Origin of the sequence: Idiomarina solivarensis, from assembly GCF_033052755.1 — a bacterium.
Classification (GTDB): Bacteria; Pseudomonadota; Gammaproteobacteria; order Enterobacterales; family Alteromonadaceae; genus Idiomarina.
Genome location: NZ_JAVFHZ010000001.1, coordinates 536,842 through 553,804 on the forward strand (window position 1 = coordinate 536,842; position 16,963 = coordinate 553,804).

A 16,963-nucleotide genomic window follows, 5' to 3' on the forward strand; every position below is an offset into this window, starting at 1 on the left:
TTTATTTTACAACAAGCTGTTTTATAAAAGTTTTTTTGATTTTACGCTCATTGCGCACTTGCGCGAGTTCGTAAAATAAACTAATAATTAGCAAAAATAACTATAATATAAGGCATTCGACATGCGCCCTGAGCGAAAACCCGATAATCTCATCGGACAATCTAATAGCTTTTCCGATGTACTGGAACAAGTGTCGCAAATTGCCCCCCTAGATAAACCTGTCCTTATTATCGGTGAACGGGGCACAGGTAAAGAACTCATTGCCGCGCGCTGTCATTATCTTTCCAAACGCTGGCAGCAACAGTACATAACGCTTAACTGCGCCGCTCTGAATGAAAACTTACTCGACAGCGAGCTTTTTGGTCACGAAGCCGGGGCTTTTACCGGAGCCGCAAAAAAGCACGAAGGTCGTTTTGAACGCGCAGACGGAGGGTCGCTGTTTTTGGATGAACTGGCTAATACCTCGCTACGAGTTCAAGAAAAGCTCCTACGAGTTATTGAGTACGGGGAATTCGAACGGGTTGGGGGCCGCCACCCTGTAAAAGTCGATACACGACTCATTGCCGCCACTAATGAAGATCTTCCTTCTCTTGCCGCCAGCGGTAAATTCCGGCTGGACTTGCTCGATAGGTTGGCTTTTGATGTTATAACTCTTCCTCCATTAAGAGAGCGACGTGAAGACATCATGTTACTGGCTGAACACTTTGCAATTTCCATGGCTCGCGAAATGGAACTGGAACTGTTTAGCGGCTTTTCTGAAAAAGCTCGTAAAACATTATTGGAGTATCATTGGCCAGGCAACGTGCGCGAGCTAAAAAACACGGTAGAACGCAGTTTGTACCGATTGGGGAATGGGCATGTTCCCATCCACGATATTGTGATTGACCCGTTCAACAGTCCGTTCCGTCCCAAAACATCGGTTACCAACGTCTCTTCATCAGAGCCAGCTAATAGCGGGCCTAACAGGCCTGATAGTAATGAATCGATTGATATACCAAAGTTAAATGCCGACCAGCCAATAGACTTTAAACAAAAATCACAAGACTATGAAGTCGACGTCTTGTCACAGGCGTTGCGTTTATGTCAGTTTAATCAAAAGAAAACGGCAAGCTTTCTTGGGCTGACTTATCATCAGTTACGGGGTTACTTAAAAAAGTATCAGTTATTGGAAGGGGCCTCAGCAGCTAATGATTAAACATTACGCCACTGTAGCAATGATTGCAGCACTCCTGGTTTCTGCTTGTCAGTCAGAAGAACCGGAGCCACCGCCATTGGCAAACGGAATCATTTATTGCTCTGAGGGAAATCCAGACACGTTTAATCCGCAGCTAGTCACCTCAGGCACCACCGTTGATGCCACTGCGGCTCAACTCTATGACCGACTGATTGATTATGATGCCGAACAGCAGAAGTTTGTTCCCGCTCTAGCTAAGCGCTGGGAAACCCTGGATAACGGAACACGCTATCGCTTTCATTTACGTGAAGGCGTGAAATTTCATACGACCGATTACTTTAAGCCAACGCGTGAACTGAATGCCGAAGATGTTCAATTCAGCTTTAATCGCTGGCTCGATGAAACCAGCCTGTATCATCCTGTTGGTGGCGGAAGTTACCCTTTTTTCAGTGCGACCGGTCTGGATGAACTCATTCAGAAAGTCGTCAAAGTCGACGAAATGACGGTCGATATTGTGCTAAATAACGCCGACAGTTCCTTTCTGGCCAACTTAGCTACAGATTTTGCCATCATTTTATCAGCGGAATACGCTCGCCAGCTTTTAATTGCTGAACGTCCCGGACAAATCGATATTTTGCCAATTGGTACCGGTCCTTACCGTTTTGAAAGTTACCGCAAAGATGTACTAATACGCTATTCGCGCCATCCGAATTACTGGCGCCGAGGCCCTGGTATCAAACATTTGGTCTACTCCATTACGCCTAACGCCAATAAGCGCATGCTTAAACTGGTTACCGGTGAGTGTGACATTATTCCCTACCCTTTGGTCAGCGAACTGAAAGCACTGGATCGTGAACAAATCATTGTGACAGATGAAGTCAGCCCGAATGTTTCATTTTGGGCTTTTAATACCGATAAAGAACCCTTTGACGACCCCATTGTCCGTCAGGCGCTTAGTCACGCAATTAATCGCGAGGCCATCATTGAGACCATCTACAATGGTAATGCGCAGCTTGCTAAATCCATCCTGCCTCCTACGTCCTGGGCCTATGATGCACGCGGAATTCAGTACCAATACGACCCTGAAAAAGCAAGGAAAATGCTGCAAGAAGCAGGTTATTCAGACTTAAACATCAATATTTGGGCGATGCCGGTGCAACGAGTGTACAATCCAAATGCACGTAGAATGGCGGAATTAATGCAGTCCGATCTAGCCCAAATTGGTGTATCCGCCCGGATTGTTACCTATGAATGGAATACTTTCCGCCGCCGGCTTTCCAGAGGCGAACACGATACCGTACTTATCGGTTGGTATGCAGACAATGCCGATCCGGATAATTTTTTCCGTCCTTTGCTAAGCTGTGCTGCCGTCGCCACCGGGGGCAATCGCGCAAACTGGTGCCATCCAGGCTTTGATCAATTGCTGTACAGTGCAATAGCAACAACCAACCCAAAGAAGCGTAAAGCACTGTATCAGTCAGCTCAGCACTTACTAAATCAGCAGCAACCATTGCTACCAATTGCACACTCTAAGCGTTTTCAGGCACAGCAAAAAAACATTAGTGGTGTTCAGCTTCCACCCTACGGTGGCATTAACTTCCGATTGGCAACAAAGAATAAAGCGGAGGTGAAGTCACAATGACCCGCTATTTAATAGGACGCTTATCGGTTTTTATTATCGCCATATTTTTGCTGACGGTCTTCAGTTTTAGCCTCAACTACTTTTTCCCAGGCGATCCAGTCACTAATATGAGTGGAATTCGTAGTTTTCACAGTAATTACCCGTTAATTGTTGAGTTACGCGCGGGCAACGAAAATATAGGCATTCAGTACCTCCAATACTTACGTCATTTGTTTGCAGGAGACTGGGGGCAATCGCTCAGCTATGGCACACAAGTGTTTCCCGATGGGATCCAACATTTTATGGCGTCTATGGAATTGATTGCTCTTTCTCTTTTAGTTGCGGTTATTGTCGGTTTACCTCTGGGGGTGTTTGCCGCCTCACGATTTCGACAAAAAACCGATAATGCCATTATTAGCCTGGCCATGGTTGGTTATTCTGTCCCCGTATTTTGGTTAGCCCAGCTATTGATACTGCTGTTTGCAATAAAGCTCGGCTGGTTCCCTATTACCGGACAAATTAACCCGTTGTATGGTATCGAACCACAAACCGGTTCCATTCTGATTGATATTTTTCTAAGCCACTCTGACTACAAAGCGGCGGCTCTGCAGGACGCACTCAACCATATTATTATGCCCGTACTGATATTGGCTATTATGCCCATGATGCTGCTGCTCCGGTTGATGAGAAACGCTACTCAGGACATGCTTCAGAAGCCTTTTGTCAAAGCAGCTCGAGCACGCGGTTTAAGTGAGTGGCGTGTCTTAGTCAAACACGCCGTTCCCAACGCGTTGCAATCGGTATTACATCAAACCACGTTACTCTTTAGCCTAATGCTGACCAACAGTATTGTTATTGAATCCATTTTCAACTGGCCAGGTATGGGCAATTGGCTTATTCGTAGTATCTTTGAACGCGATTACCCTATTATACAGGCTGCTGTCCTTATGTTTGCCTTCGTTATTTTGTTTTTTAATCTCATGGTAGAGCTTTACCACGGTTGGCGATTCCCCATAGTGAGGCACGAACAATATGCCGCACGTTAATCTTTATCATCACGATGAAACGCCATCACCGCTACAGTTAGTTTGGAAGAGCTATCGCGCCAGATTCCTATCAATGGCCGCACTGTACGTATTACTGGCTATGATAGCGGTCGTTTTGCTCTCACCATTGCTGGCACCCTTTAATACATCAGCTCAGTTTTCAGACGCGATAGCGCTGCCCCCATCCTGGGTGGAAAGCGGTAATATGAATTATTTGTTCGGTACCGATGACCTTGGCCGTGACATGCTTTCACGGTTACTTATTGGTGGCCTCTACAGCTTGGGGCTCCCCATTGTTATGGTCGCTGTGTCATCCATTATTGGCATGAGCATTGGCGCCCTCGCGGGTATTGACCGAACCATAAAATATCAGAGCCTGTCACGGTTATTTGACACCTTGTTGTCCGTTCCATCGTTTCTTATGGCACTGATTATTATTGCAATATTGGGTACAGGCTTTAATAACGTTGCTTTTGCTATAACACTCTCTCTTATACCACAGTTCATTTTCGTGACACGCAATGCCGTTCATGAAGAATGGCATAAAGATTATGTCACCGCTTCACGGCTAAATGGTTGCTCCAAAGCCTATTTGCTTTATAGAGTGATATTACCTAACGTTACTCCGGCCTTAGTGATGCAGCTAACGGTATCACTCTCAGTCGCTATTATGGATATAGCGGCCCTCAGCTTTCTTGGTCTGGGAATACAAGCACCCACACCTGAATGGGGCAGCATGTTGGCCCGCAGTCTGGATGAAGTCTACCTATCGCCCTGGTCAATGGTACTCCCGGGGGTGACCTTGTTCATCACGATAATGGCAATTAACATTGTCGGTGACAGCTTACGTCGTGCTTTAAAAGAAAGGGTGAACAGCTGATGCAGTTACTCGATATCCGCAATTTAACCGTGGAGATGCAAACACCCCACGGCCTTGTTAGGGTTCTCGATAAAGTGAACTTGCAGCTCGCCGAAGGAGAAATACACAGTATTGTCGGCGAGTCCGGCTCGGGTAAAAGTTTATTGGCAAAAGCTATCGTTGGCTTTATCAATCCCAATTGGCAGGTCACTGCTGATCGTCTTTGGTGGAATGGGCAAGATCTTTTAGCTATGACGCCAAAGGAGCGCCGACAAATTACCGGACGCGATATGGCGATGATTTTTCAAGACCCGAACGCGTATCTTGACCCCAACAGCACTGTTGCCCAGCAAATTATTGAGGCAATTCCAGCGGGCGATGTGAGGGGCACCTTTATGCGCCGGCGGGTTGATCGTAAAACTCGCGTTAAACGATTGCTGCATAGAGTTGGTATCCGGGATCATGAGTCCATAATGGACAGCTACCCTTTTGAACTTTCTCAAGGGATAGCCCAGAAAGTCAGTATCGCTATTGCGATTGCTCACCGTCCTAAACTGCTGATTGCCGATGAGCCCACTACTGCGATGGAGCCTTCGACGCGGTTGCAAATTCATCGATTACTAGCTCGTTTAGCGGTCAGCCAACAAATGTCCGTAGTGCTTATTTCACAAGATGTCGCATCCATTTTGCCGGAAACCAAGCGTTTAACCATGCTGTATTGTGGTCAGTTAATGGAAACCGGGCCAGCAAATGATATTTTATCTGAACCAGCGCACCCGTATACCGACTCAATGATCCGTATGTCGTTACAGACTCAGCAGGAACTGCCTCATAAGGCCAGATTACCCACCCTACCGGGCACAATTCCAACGTTGCGTCACATGCCTATTGGATGCCGACTGGGGCCAAGATGCCCTTATGCCCAAAAGACCTGTGTTAAAGCCCCTGCGGCGACCCATGAAAGACAACGCGTCTTTCATTGCCACTTTCCACTAGTGGATATCAGCTCATGAGTCATTTACTAGAAATCAGGAACCTCGGTAAAACCTTTCGTCCTCGTAAAGGCTGGCCGTGGACACCCAAGTCAGTTGCTATTGAACCGTTATCCTTTACGCTCGAAGCAGGAGAGATATTGGCCGTAATGGGAGAAACAGGCTCAGGTAAGTCGACACTTGCACAGATTATTGGAGGTGTCGATGCTGCTACTAGCGGGGATATACTGCTCAATGGCCAAAAGCTGCATAGCAATAATTATTCTCAGCTGTGTAATAACATTCGCATGATTTTTCAGGACAGCGAGAATTCACTTAATGCGCATCTTACCATCGGCAAGCAGCTTGAAGAGCCCTTGTTATTTAATACCAAGCTAAGCTCTGCTGAACGCCAGGAACGCGTCAATTTAGCGCTGCAACGAGTCGGCATGTTACGCGAACACTGGGAATTTTATCCTCACATGCTGTCGAGCGGACAAAAGCAACGCGTTTGCATCGCCAGGGCCATTATTCTTGAGCCACAGATCATTGTTGCTGATGAAGCCTTGGTTGCACTCGATCCATCTGTTAGAGCTCAAATTATTAACTTAATGCTCGATCTCCAGAAAGATATGGGCATTTCGTATATTTTAGTAACACATTCGCCCCAAATCGTTAAACACATTGCTGATAAGATCTTAATTTTATATCGTGGTAAAATGATCGCGTTTGATAAAACAGACATAGTACTAGAAGACACGCAGCAACCTTATGTTCAACAATTGCTGCATGAACATTTAAAACAGAACATTCAATACAACAGCGACACAAGCGCTAAGATCGCTGACTAATAACTAAAAACAGGAGTTTAATGTGGAAACAGGTACTCTGATATCACTAGCGCTCTATTTCATTGTTATGCTAGGTATTGGGCTTTACGCCTATAAAAAGTCAACTGACTCTGTCTCGGGCTACATGCTTGGCGGTCGTGGCTTAGGCCCTGCGGTGACAGCGTTATCAGCTGGCGCATCCGACATGAGTGGTTGGATGTTGATGGGCTTACCCGGTGCAATTTACATTTCAGGTGTATCACAGTTGTGGATTGCAGTGGGTCTGGTCATCGGGGCGTATCTCAACTACGTTATCGTTGCCCCTAGGCTAAGAACGTACACCGAAGTGGCTAACGACTCAATTACTATTCCCGACTATTTTGCCAACCGTTTTAATGACAAAGGGCGTCGGCTTCGTATTTTCTCATCAGTCGTTATTATTATCTTTTTCACCTTGTACACCTCAGCCAGTTTGGTGGCAGGCGGTAAACTCTTCGACAGCTCATTTGGCATGGATTATACCACCGGCCTATGGGTAACTGCCGGAGTCGTTTGTGCGTATACGCTCTTCGGAGGTTTCCTGGCGGTCAGTATGACCGACTTTGTACAGGGCTGTATCATGTTCGTCGCCCTGGTGTTGGTTCCAATTGTGGCCTTTGCTGAACTCGGCGGCTATAGCGATGTTGTTGGCCAGGTTAAGGCAATAAACCCCGACTTCCTGGAGTTCTTTAAAGACGGTGAAACAGGAGAGATACTTGGCTTCCTGGGAATCATATCTTTATTGGCCTGGGGTCTTGGTTACTTTGGTCAACCTCATATTATTGTACGTTTTATGGCCATTCGCTCAGTGAGCGATGTAAAAGCGGCACGCCGTATAGGTGTTTCCTGGATGGTTGTTTCAATCATCGGCGCAATGGCAACCGGCTTCGTTGGTATCGCTTATGTTGCTGACACCAAAATGACACTGGCGGACGCTGAGACAATCTTCATTATTTTCTCACAGTTCCTGTTCCACCCGCTCATTGGCGGCTTCCTGCTTGCAGCTATTCTGGCAGCCATCATGAGTACCATCTCTTCGCAACTACTGGTAAGTTCAAGTTCTTTAACGGAAGATTTCTATAAAGCCTTCTTGCGCAAAGATGCCAGTCAAAAAGAGTTAGTCTTTGTGGGCCGCTTGTCAGTACTAGCGGTATCACTCGTGGCTATCTGGTTAGCATGGAACCCAGAAAATACCATTCTGAGTCTGGTTAGTAACGCTTGGGCAGGATTTGGCGCAGCCTTTGGTCCAGTGGTTATTCTTAGCCTATTCTGGAAACGTATGAACCGTAATGGCGCATTAGCGGGTATGTTAGCCGGTGCTATTACCGTTCTGTTCTGGATTTACGGACCAACGTTCGGCGGTCAGCACCTTTCCGCTTATGTCTATGAAATTGTGCCCGGTTTTATTCTGTCAACTCTGGCAGTCATTATCTTCAGCAAAATTACCGCTGAACCAGAGCAAGAACTTCAGGATAAATTTGTTGAAATGGAAAGTGTCATTGACGACTACTACCATGGTGACAAACGAGGCTAAAATAAATTACGCCTTGTAAGTCATAAAAAAAGACCAGTCCGTTGTGGCTGGTCTTTTTTATTTATTGGAATTTTTTATCTTTATAAAGAGAAGGTCTTATCCAAGCCTTTCTCGATAAAGCTCAATTTCTTCCATAATCAAATCACGCATTCTTGTGGTGGTCTCGTAACCAATATCAATAGCTTCCTGCCCACGATAGAACTCCATAATACCAATATGGCCCAGTTTCGGCTGCACCAGTATGTCGGGTGGGTCACCCGCCATCCTGGCTTTTGTAATACGCTCCTGCATGATATCGATGGAGCTGGCCATAACACTGAACATACCAGGCGCTTTTTCGCCATTGTTCCGAAAACGCTCTTTAAAGCTATCGAGATACTCTTTACTGCCTGACCACATATTGTCGAAAAAACCGTTCTCGTTATCCTGAACTTCCATATCGGCTTTTTCTTTCTCAAGCTGCTCGGCTTCAGTTTGAGGCGGGATACTGCGTCCTTGCCGTTGTTGTGCCTTAGAATTGAGCTGTGAATTCAAATGCACAGCAATGACAAAATCAGCACCTAATGCGCGACACAAAGACACGGGAACAGGGTTCACCAAGCCTCCATCGATTAACCACCGGCCATCAAAGGACTTAGGCGATAATACGCCCGGCATCGCGCAAGAAGCCCTTGAAGCGTCGTATAAGTCGCCTTTTCTTAGCCATATCTCCCGACCACTGTATAAATCCGTGGCAACAGCACCATAGGTCACTGGCAAATCTTCAATATTACGCTGACCAAACTCTTCCCTTGCACGGTTAAATACCTTTTCGCCACCTATGATGCCGCCGTGATTAAAACCAAAATCCAGCAGATTAAACACCTCCCATCGGTTCATTCCCTGGACCCATTGCTCTATCTCAGCAAGTCGTCCTGAGGCATAGCCAGCTCCCACAAGTGAGCCGATAGAGGTTCCTGCAACCATATTAATGCGAACACCCGTCTCTTCTAAGGCTTTTATTACCCCTATATGAGACCACCCTCTGGCAGCTCCGGAGCCCAGAGCTAAAGCGACTTTCACTTCCGACATGTGCTTTTTCCTACTTTTCTTAGCAATGCATCTATCGTACTATGATTATTCATTCGTCAACAACATCACTGAGCAGTTAGATGACTTGGACAGAACGCCAATCAGGCGCCTCAGAACCGCGCCCTAACGATACCCGAACGGATTATCAACGTGACAAAGCCCGTATCCTTCATAGCGCTGCGTTCAGACGATTGCAGGCAAAAACTCAGGTTATGTATGTTGGTATGCACGACTTCCCCAGGACACGGCTAACCCATTCCTTAGAAGCCAGTCAAATTGGCGCGAGCCTGGTTGTACATTTAAGCTACCAACATCCCGAGTTAGCCGCTCAGTTGAAACTGTCCGAACCTCTACTCGAATCACTTTGCCTGGCACACGATATAGGTCATCCGCCTTTTGGTCATGGTGGTGAAATTGCTCTTAATTACATGATGCGTAATAACGGTGGCTTTGAAGGAAATGGACAGACATTTCGTATTGTCACGCAACTGGAAGCCTATACACCACAGCACGGTATGAACTTGACCCGCCGCACTCTTCTCGGACTCCTCAAGTATCCGGTGTTAGCCAGCGCTATCAGGCAACACAAGCTTCCTGCCGACGTCACAAATTTTCGTCACCTACCGACTCGGGAGTGGCTGCCGCCTAAAGCTTTGTACGATGAGGATTCCGAACAATTAGACTGGGTTCTCCAGCCGCTCAGCACAAATGATAAACAAAGCTTTCAGACATTATTGCAGCAGCCTTCAGCAACCACTCACGGCAAAAGTGCCCTAAAAAGTATTGATGCGTCGGTTATGGAGGCTGCAGATGACATAGCTTATGGTGTTCACGATCTAGAAGATGCCATTGTTGTCGGTCTTATTCAGCGGCATCACTGGGAAGATAATATGCTTCCCGATTTAAGACAGCTTGACCCTGAGTTGCCTAACTTTAGCGCGGAGAAATTAACAAATGACCTTTTTTCTGGCACCCACCACCTTAGAAAACAAGCGATAGGGAGTTTGGTTAATGGGTTCTTAACCTCCGCTAAGATTGAGTCAACGGACAGCCCTTTCGACTGCCCGCTTCTTCAATATGAGGTTCAATTAGGTGCAGCTGAAAAAATTCTTCTTAATTCACTCAAGCAATTTATATTTAAATGGGTTATTCGAAAGCCCGAAATGCAGGCTCAAGAGTTTAAAGGGCAACAAATTGTTATGGAACTCTTTGAAGTTTTAGCAGTAGAACCGGAGCGTTTACTCCCAGAGAATACGCGTTTACGTTATATGCAACAGCAACAACAGGGTGGCAACGCTTTACGAGTTATTTCAGATTACCTTTCTGGAATGACCGATGGCTACGCAGCAAAGTTGTACCAGGAACTATTTTCCGCCAGCTCGCCGAAAAGTGCGTTTCAGTAACTCTAAATAGAAAAAAGCCGGAGCAATAAACTCCGGCTTCTTACTTTCAGTCAAAAACGTCGTTTTATGACAGACTAATATCATCTTTTTCGCTATTTTTCGCTGCGCCTTTCTTTTCATTTTTAGCGTCGCCGGAAGCTTCTTCTTTCGCGGCAGCTCGCTCAGCTTCTCTGTCTTCTTTCGTTCTTTTGGCGGGTTTTGATAATAGCAACTCGCGTATACGGCCTTCTAATTCGTCAGCAATTTTAGGATTGTCTTGCAAAAACTTCATAGAGTTTGCTTTACCCTGCCCAATTTTATCGCCGTTATAGCTATACCACGCACCGGCTTTATCAACCATTTTGTGCTTAACGCCTAAATCAATAAGCTCACCTTCTTTAGAAATGCCCTTGCCGTACATAATTTGGAAATGCGCTTCTTTAAATGGAGGTGCAACCTTGTTTTTAACCACTTTAACGCGAGTTTCGTTACCCACAACTTCATCGCCCTCTTTTAAGGCTCCAGTGCGGCGAATATCGAGACGAACCGAAGAATAAAACTTCAGAGCATTACCACCTGTTGTGGTTTCAGGGTTACCAAACATGACACCAATCTTCATGCGAATTTGGTTGATAAAAATGCACATCGTGTTTGATTTTTTAATGTTCGAGGTAAGCTTACGTAATGCTTGTGACATTAAACGAGCTTGCAAGCCAACATGGCTATCCCCCATTTCACCTTCAATTTCCGCTTTTGGTGTCAGAGCAGCAACCGAGTCAACAATAACAATATCAACGGCCCCAGAACGAACCAGCATGTCGCAAATTTCTAATGCCTGTTCACCCGTGTCGGGTTGCGATATTAATAGATCGTCTACGTTAACCCCTAACGCTTCTGCGTAAATAGGATCCAATGCGTGCTCAGCATCAACGAAAGCGCACGTTTTACCCATTTTCTGGGCTTCAGCTATCACTTCCAGGGTCATGGTCGTTTTACCACTGGACTCCGGGCCATAGATTTCAACAACCCGACCAAAGGGCAGGCCGCCAATACCAAGAGCAATATCCAACCCTAACGAACCGGTTGAAACAGAATCAATATCCAGGGTCTGGTTATCGCCCAGACGCATGATAGAACCTTTACCAAATTGACGTTCGATTTGTCCGAGCGCTGCATCTAACGCCTTTTGACGATCATTGCTCATTATAAGCTCCGTTATTAATTACTGGTTTTATAAACAGTATACTGTACAGATTCACAGTATCAAGCGTTGTTCTTCTTTTTTCACTAAATCAAAATTAAGTCACTGTAATTCAATTATATTTATAAGTTTTCTTAAAGCAGAATCGAGAGTTTTTAAACGCACTTGAGTGCGCTCTCCGGCAAAATGTTCGTGCCAGGCCCAGCAATTTTCTTGATGAGCTATAGCCATCCAGACCAAACCAACGGGCTTATCCGTTGTTCCCCCTCCAGGTCCGGCAACACCACTTACCGCAATACTCCAGTCAGAGTTGCAAACCTCTAGGGCTCCAACCGCCATTTGTTCAACACAAGCCTGCGATACCGCCCCATATTTTTCGAGCACACTATCCTCAACTGACAACAGCTTTTGCTTGAGCGCATTAGTATAGGTGATTAATCCACCATTAAACCAAGCAGAACTTCCAGCCACTTCGGTAATAGCGTATCCTATTCCCCCTCCGGTACAAGATTCTGCCGTGCACACTGTCTGCTGTTTTTGCTGTAGACTAACACCGACTTGTTCCGCGAGTTTAAAGGTTTTCGGCGCGATTGCCGTCGTTGCGAACATAACACTGGCTCCAGATAAGAATAATCAACTATGCCTGAATTCTCTGATAAACAGATCCAATCACATACCCCGATGATGCAGCAATACCTACGTATAAAAGCAGAACATACTGACATGCTTTTATTCTATCGCATGGGGGATTTTTACGAACTGTTTTTTGAGGACGCCAAACGTTCAGCGCAGCTACTCGACATTTCATTAACTGCACGCGGACAAAGTAATGGTGAGCCGATCCCTATGGCTGGTGTCCCTTACCATGCGGTAGAAAACTATCTGGCACGGCTAGTCAACATGGGGGAATCCGTTGCCATTTGTGAACAAATTGGCGACCCCGCAACCAGTAAAGGCCCGGTTGAGCGGCAAGTAGTACGTATTGTTACCCCGGGAACAGTAACCGATGAGTCATTGTTAGCGGAAAAGCAACAAAATCTATTAGTTGCCATTTGTCCGTTGAACCCGAAACAGCCGGAAGGTGAATACGCGATATCTAGTCTGGAGCTTAGTAGCGGCCGATTTTGGCTAACAAAAGCCTACTCAAGCGAACAACTTGCGGCTGAAATGCAACGTTTAGAGCCAGCTGAACTGCTTTATCCTGAATCGATTTCTCTTGCCGGTTTGCCCTTAGCAAGAACGAAATGCAAACGGCGTCCAGCCTGGGAATTTGAGCAACAAACCGCCTTTATGCTGTTGACTCGTCAGTTCGGAACTCAGCATTTGGAAGGTTTTGGCCTTAAAAACAATGAACCCACGCTGGCCGCAGCGGGTGCTATTTTACATTACGTAAAAGAAACTCAACGTGCCGCTTTACCTCACATTCAGGCGCTGGTCACCGAACATCCGCAGGACGCGATCATTCTCGACGCCGCAACGCGCCGAAACCTTGAGCTACAACAAAGTATAGGAGAAGGCAATACACACCTTTCTGCTGTACTGGATAAAACTGTTTCAGCAATGGGTAGCCGCCAGTTTCAGCGTTGGTTGCAACGCCCTATTCGAAACCATCAGGAACTCAACCAGCGCTATGACGCAGTTGACGCCTTAAAAGAAAATAATGGATTTGAGGACATACAGGCTGCGTTAAAAAAATTAGCGGATATTGAACGTATTGTGGCGCGCATTGGTTTACGAAGCGCACGACCAAAAGACTTCGCCCGATTACGGGACAGTCTGACTCAGATACCCGACATTCGTGAATATCTGTCTCACCACTCACTCAATTATTTGCAACAGAGCATTCAGCCTTTTCCTGACATTGTGGATTTATTGACACGCGCGGTTATAGAGCATCCGCCTTTACTAATCCGCGATGGTGGTGTTATTGCAACAGGCTATGATCGGGAGCTGGACGAATTGCGCGACCTGGCTACCGGTGCTACCGACTATCTGAAGCAACTAGAGCAACGCGAACGCGAAAGAAGTGGCATTGCGACTCTAAAAGTAGGATATAACAGAGTTCACGGCTACTTTATTGAAGTGAGTCGTCAGTCATCAGAATCAGTACCCGACGACTATCAGCGTCGCCAAACGCTGAAAAATACTGAACGCTATATTATTCCTGAGCTAAAAGAGCATGAAGACAAAGTTTTAAATGCCCAGGCGCGCTCTCTGGCCAGAGAAAAATGGCTTTACGATCAACTGTTTGAACATTTACTGCCGCAAGTTAACGCACTCCAGCAGACGGCCTCAGGCCTGGCTCAGTTAGATACCTTGTGCTGCTTTGCCAAACTGGCTGACCAGTACCATTACTGTCGCCCTCAATTGCAAAAAGACAGCAGCTTAATTGAGTTAACAGCGGCTCGACACCCGGTTATTGAACAGTTGAGCGACAACCCCTTTATTGCCAACCCAATGTCGCTCACGCCAGAGCAAAGAATGTTGATGATAACCGGTCCGAATATGGGTGGTAAATCAACTTACATGAGACAAGCTGCCTTAATTGTGATTCTGGCTCACATGGGCTGCTTTGTCCCCGCTGACAAAGCCACTATTGGTGACATTGACCGCATATTTACGCGTATCGGTGCCTCTGACGACTTAGCCTCCGGTCGCTCAACCTTTATGGTAGAGATGACAGAAACGGCCAACATTCTACACAATGCAACCAAAAATAGCCTGGTACTGATGGATGAAATTGGCCGTGGCACCTCAACTTACGATGGCTTGTCGCTGGCGTGGTCTTGTGCCGACTATCTCTCCCGACAACTTCAGTGCCTGACACTATTTGCCACACATTATTTTGAATTAACCGAGCTTGCAGAAGAGTTGCCAGCCACAATCAACGTACATGTTGATGCGAAAGAGCATGGCGATACCATCGCGTTTTTACATAAGGTCAGTTCGGGGGCGGCCAGTCAGAGCTTCGGCCTGCAAGTTGCTAAGTTAGCAGGTGTTCCTGATCATGTTATTCAAAAGGCAAAACAAAAGCTTTCAGAACTTGAGCACACTCACCACGGCATTTTAAATGAGCCACAGCAAAAAACAATGGACCTTCATCAACCGGCACCACGAGAAAAAGAGCCTGATCCGCTGCGTAGCGAGTTAGAACAACTGAATTTGAATGATGTCACTCCAAGGCAAGCACTGGATATACTTTATCTGTGGCAACAAAAACAAAAAGGCTCAACCTGAAGTATCAGGTTGAGCCTTCCTTTTAACACTCTCTTTTATTGAGCCGTAAAGAGTGAGTCTAGTGTTAACCCTTGTTGTTTTAAAGAGTCACGCAACTTACGTAAAGCTTCGACTTGTATTTGTCTTACTCGCTCACGAGTCAAACCAATCTCACGTCCTACATCCTCTAACGTGGAGGGTTCATAACCTAATAAACCAAAGCGACGAGCCAGTACTTCACGTTGCTTCTGATTCAGCGACTCAAGCCAGTCTGTAATATTCAATTTCAGGTTTTCATCCTGCAAAACGCCTTCCGGACCGGTATCGCCGTCATCGGTTAAAATATCCAGTAACGCTTTGTCGTTATCTCCGCCAATTGGCGTGTCTACCGAACTGATGCGCTCGTTCAGACGCAGCATTTTAGTAATAGCACCTACAGGCTTATCCAAGCTTTTCGCGATGTCTTCTGCAGTTGGTTCGTGGTCCAGTTTATGCGCTAACTCTCGTGCAGCCCTTAAATACACATTAAGCTCTTTTACCACATGAATTGGCAGACGAATGGTTCGCGTCTGATTCATAATGGCGCGCTCAATAGTTTGGCGTATCCACCAAGTCGCATAAGTTGAAAAGCGGAATCCACGCTCAGGATCAAATTTTTCGACCGCTCTAATAAGACCTAAATTCCCTTCTTCAACTAAATCCAGTAGGGGTAACCCCCGATTAGAGTAGCGCCGGGCAATTTTAACGACCAAACGTAAGTTACTTTCAATCATTCGGCGGCGAGCGGCCTTATCACCTTTTAAGGCTCGGCGGGAATAAAAGACTTCTTCTTCAGCAGTCAATAAAGGAGAAAAACCAATTTCTCCCAGATACAACTGCGTAGCGTCCATCTTTTTTTGATATTGAGTTGATGACGATGATAGTGCTTCTTCCAGCTCTTCTACAGAACTGTCTGTGCTATCGACAATAGCTTCCTTTTCCGTCACTTCTACGTTGTCGACTGATTCTTCCTTTATGCGGCTCATAACAAGCTCCCGTTATACTGAACATCGTGTTACAACACACGTTAACTTCCTTATCTTGTTATTATTATTCCCACATGACTAGCGAGACTTTGGTAAGTAATGCCTAGGATTTACCGACTTACCACGGAAACGAACTTCAAAATGCAACTTCACGCGTGAACTACCTGAATCCCCCATTCGGGCGATAGTCTCTCCAACGTCTACCCATTCTTGCTCCTTGACCAGGATGCTTTCATTATGGGCATAGGCAGTAATAAAATCATCGTTATGTTTCAAAATGATTAAATTACCAAATCCTTGCAAAGCGCTTCCGACATAAACCACTTTTCCTGCCGCCGCAGCATTAACTGAATCACCACGGTTACCAGCGAAATCAATACCTTTATTACCTTGCTCTCGCAACGAGAAACCAGCCAATATCTGACCCGATGAAGGCCAGCGCCATGCGATTTCCTCATTACTAAATTGCTCAACCTCAGGCCGTTCAATTCTTTGCTTTGACTGACTTCTGCGCCTGTTATCGGTTTGTTTTGCAACCGTTTTTCTTGTGCTTCTTTTTTGACCATACTCTTTCTGTTCAGTATTAGCAACGGGCGTTTTTATATTATTTTGTGCGTTATTAGAGGCTTCTTTATTATCTTTAGAACTAGCGGCCGGTTTAGATTTTCTTGTTGACGTTGCGCCCTGCTGCGGCAAGCTAACCAGACTCAGTTTCTGCCCCGGATAAATGGTATATGGCTCTCGTAAATTATTAATCCGAGCTATATCCTGGACATCCATGTTGGCTCTGAACGCAATTGAATACAACGTTTCGCCAGGTTGAACTTCGTACTCTTTCTCAGTCAATGAGTTTGGCTCAAAGTCACGATAGGTTTTGCCGGTATAGAGCTCATCGACGGGCGCGGGGGATGTGCGCCCACTGCAGGCCTGGAGCAAAAGCACTGCAACCAGTGGAAATAGAAGATGTTTTACTGCGTCGGGCGATACCAACATG

General features: G+C 46.0%; 14 protein-coding genes. 9 read left to right on the forward strand and 5 right to left on the reverse strand.

Annotation, left to right across the window (positions count from 1 at the left end):
• Positions 1 to 121 precede the first annotated feature (121 nt).
• The 7 genes from pspF to putP are packed head-to-tail and all read left to right on the forward strand — an operon-like array spanning position 122 to position 8,074.
• Positions 122 to 1,195 (forward strand): phage shock protein operon transcriptional activator, encoded by a 1,074-nt coding sequence (gene pspF, locus RBK99_RS02585; protein WP_317503077.1) that lies wholly within the window; start codon positions 122 to 124, stop codon positions 1,193 to 1,195.
• Entirely contained in the window at positions 1,188 to 2,816 is a 1,629-nt protein-coding gene (locus RBK99_RS02590) for an ABC transporter substrate-binding protein (protein WP_317503078.1), read from the forward strand. The genes pspF and RBK99_RS02590 overlap by 8 nt, the downstream gene beginning before the upstream one ends.
• Positions 2,813 to 3,841: an ABC transporter permease gene (locus RBK99_RS02595; RefSeq protein WP_317503079.1), complete on the forward strand. Its 1,029-nt coding sequence runs from the start codon at positions 2,813 to 2,815 to the stop codon at positions 3,839 to 3,841. The genes RBK99_RS02590 and RBK99_RS02595 overlap by 4 nt, the downstream gene beginning before the upstream one ends.
• Positions 3,828 to 4,721, forward strand: coding sequence for an ABC transporter permease subunit (locus tag RBK99_RS02600; protein WP_317503080.1), 894 nt, complete (start codon positions 3,828 to 3,830; stop codon positions 4,719 to 4,721). The genes RBK99_RS02595 and RBK99_RS02600 overlap by 14 nt, the downstream gene beginning before the upstream one ends.
• Positions 4,721 to 5,713, forward strand: a complete 993-nt coding sequence (locus tag RBK99_RS02605; RefSeq protein ID WP_317503081.1) for a peptide ABC transporter ATP-binding protein — start codon at positions 4,721 to 4,723, stop codon at positions 5,711 to 5,713. The genes RBK99_RS02600 and RBK99_RS02605 overlap by 1 nt, the downstream gene beginning before the upstream one ends.
• Entirely contained in the window at positions 5,710 to 6,522 is an 813-nt protein-coding gene (locus RBK99_RS02610) for a peptide ABC transporter ATP-binding protein (RefSeq protein WP_317503082.1), read from the forward strand. Before RBK99_RS02605 ends, RBK99_RS02610 begins: the two co-directional genes overlap by 4 nt.
• A 22-nt stretch (positions 6,523 to 6,544) precedes the next feature.
• Positions 6,545 to 8,074, forward strand: a complete 1,530-nt coding sequence (gene putP / locus RBK99_RS02615) for a sodium/proline symporter PutP (RefSeq protein WP_317503083.1) — start codon at positions 6,545 to 6,547, stop codon at positions 8,072 to 8,074.
• Positions 8,075 to 8,170: 96 nt separating this feature from the next.
• Here the strand turns inward: putP and rssA are convergent, their stop codons facing one another.
• Complete coding sequence (gene rssA / locus RBK99_RS02620; protein WP_317503084.1) at positions 8,171 to 9,145, reverse strand: patatin-like phospholipase RssA; 975 nt, start codon at positions 9,143 to 9,145, stop codon at positions 8,171 to 8,173.
• Positions 9,146 to 9,225: 80 nt separating this feature from the next.
• Here rssA and RBK99_RS02625 point away from each other — a divergent pair, with 80 nt between their 5' ends.
• Positions 9,226 to 10,548: an anti-phage deoxyguanosine triphosphatase gene (locus tag RBK99_RS02625; protein WP_317503085.1), complete on the forward strand. Its 1,323-nt coding sequence runs from the start codon at positions 9,226 to 9,228 to the stop codon at positions 10,546 to 10,548.
• Positions 10,549 to 10,612: 64 nt separating this feature from the next.
• Here the strand turns inward: RBK99_RS02625 and recA are convergent, their stop codons facing one another.
• Together recA and RBK99_RS02635 are read right to left on the reverse strand one after the other, a co-directional pair.
• Positions 10,613 to 11,731 carry a recombinase RecA gene (gene recA / locus RBK99_RS02630; RefSeq protein ID WP_317503086.1) on the reverse strand — a complete coding sequence of 373 codons (1,119 nt, stop codon included), beginning with the start codon at positions 11,729 to 11,731 and terminating at the stop codon, positions 10,613 to 10,615.
• Between the two features lie 99 nt (positions 11,732 to 11,830).
• A complete protein-coding gene (locus tag RBK99_RS02635) occupies positions 11,831 to 12,337 on the reverse strand; it encodes a CinA family protein (protein ID WP_317503087.1) in 507 nt (168 codons plus the stop codon).
• Positions 12,338 to 12,367: 30 nt separating this feature from the next.
• On the opposite strand from RBK99_RS02635, the gene mutS reads away from it, so the two are divergent.
• The gene (gene mutS / locus RBK99_RS02640; RefSeq protein WP_317503088.1) at positions 12,368 to 14,965 is read left to right on the forward strand and encodes a DNA mismatch repair protein MutS; all 2,598 of its coding nucleotides are present in this window, start codon (positions 12,368 to 12,370) and stop codon (positions 14,963 to 14,965) included.
• A gap of 35 nt (positions 14,966 to 15,000) precedes the next feature.
• Here mutS and rpoS read toward each other — a convergent pair whose 3' ends face one another.
• Positions 15,001 to 15,969 (reverse strand): RNA polymerase sigma factor RpoS, encoded by a 969-nt coding sequence (rpoS, locus tag RBK99_RS02645; RefSeq protein WP_317503089.1) that lies wholly within the window; start codon positions 15,967 to 15,969, stop codon positions 15,001 to 15,003.
• A gap of 78 nt (positions 15,970 to 16,047) precedes the next feature.
• The gene (locus tag RBK99_RS02650) at positions 16,048 to 16,962 is read right to left on the reverse strand and encodes a peptidoglycan DD-metalloendopeptidase family protein (protein WP_317503090.1); all 915 of its coding nucleotides are present in this window, start codon (positions 16,960 to 16,962) and stop codon (positions 16,048 to 16,050) included.
• Between the last annotated feature and the right edge of the window lies 1 nt (position 16,963).

What these genes read in the sequence shown, in the direction of transcription:
- pspF (WP_317503077.1), top strand. Translation starts at nt 122, where the DNA reads ATGCGCCCTGAGCGAAAACCCGATAATCTCATCGGACAATCTAATAGC.
- RBK99_RS02590 (WP_317503078.1), top strand. Translation starts at nt 1,188, where the DNA reads ATGATTAAACATTACGCCACTGTAGCAATGATTGCAGCACTCCTGGTT.
- RBK99_RS02595 (WP_317503079.1), top strand. Translation starts at nt 2,813, where the DNA reads ATGACCCGCTATTTAATAGGACGCTTATCGGTTTTTATTATCGCCATA.
- RBK99_RS02600 (WP_317503080.1), top strand. Translation starts at nt 3,828, where the DNA reads ATGCCGCACGTTAATCTTTATCATCACGATGAAACGCCATCACCGCTA.
- RBK99_RS02605 (WP_317503081.1), top strand. Translation starts at nt 4,721, where the DNA reads ATGCAGTTACTCGATATCCGCAATTTAACCGTGGAGATGCAAACACCC.
- RBK99_RS02610 (WP_317503082.1), top strand. Translation starts at nt 5,710, where the DNA reads ATGAGTCATTTACTAGAAATCAGGAACCTCGGTAAAACCTTTCGTCCT.
- rssA (WP_317503084.1), bottom strand. Translation starts at nt 9,145, where the DNA reads ATGTCGGAAGTGAAAGTCGCTTTAGCTCTGGGCTCCGGAGCTGCCAGA.
- RBK99_RS02625 (WP_317503085.1), top strand. Translation starts at nt 9,226, where the DNA reads ATGACTTGGACAGAACGCCAATCAGGCGCCTCAGAACCGCGCCCTAAC.
- recA (WP_317503086.1), bottom strand. Translation starts at nt 11,731, where the DNA reads ATGAGCAATGATCGTCAAAAGGCGTTAGATGCAGCGCTCGGACAAATC.
- RBK99_RS02635 (WP_317503087.1), bottom strand. Translation starts at nt 12,337, where the DNA reads ATGTTCGCAACGACGGCAATCGCGCCGAAAACCTTTAAACTCGCGGAA.
- mutS (WP_317503088.1), top strand. Translation starts at nt 12,368, where the DNA reads ATGCCTGAATTCTCTGATAAACAGATCCAATCACATACCCCGATGATG.
- rpoS (WP_317503089.1), bottom strand. Translation starts at nt 15,969, where the DNA reads ATGAGCCGCATAAAGGAAGAATCAGTCGACAACGTAGAAGTGACGGAA.
- RBK99_RS02650 (WP_317503090.1), bottom strand. Translation starts at nt 16,962, where the DNA reads ATGTTGGTATCGCCCGACGCAGTAAAACATCTTCTATTTCCACTGGTT.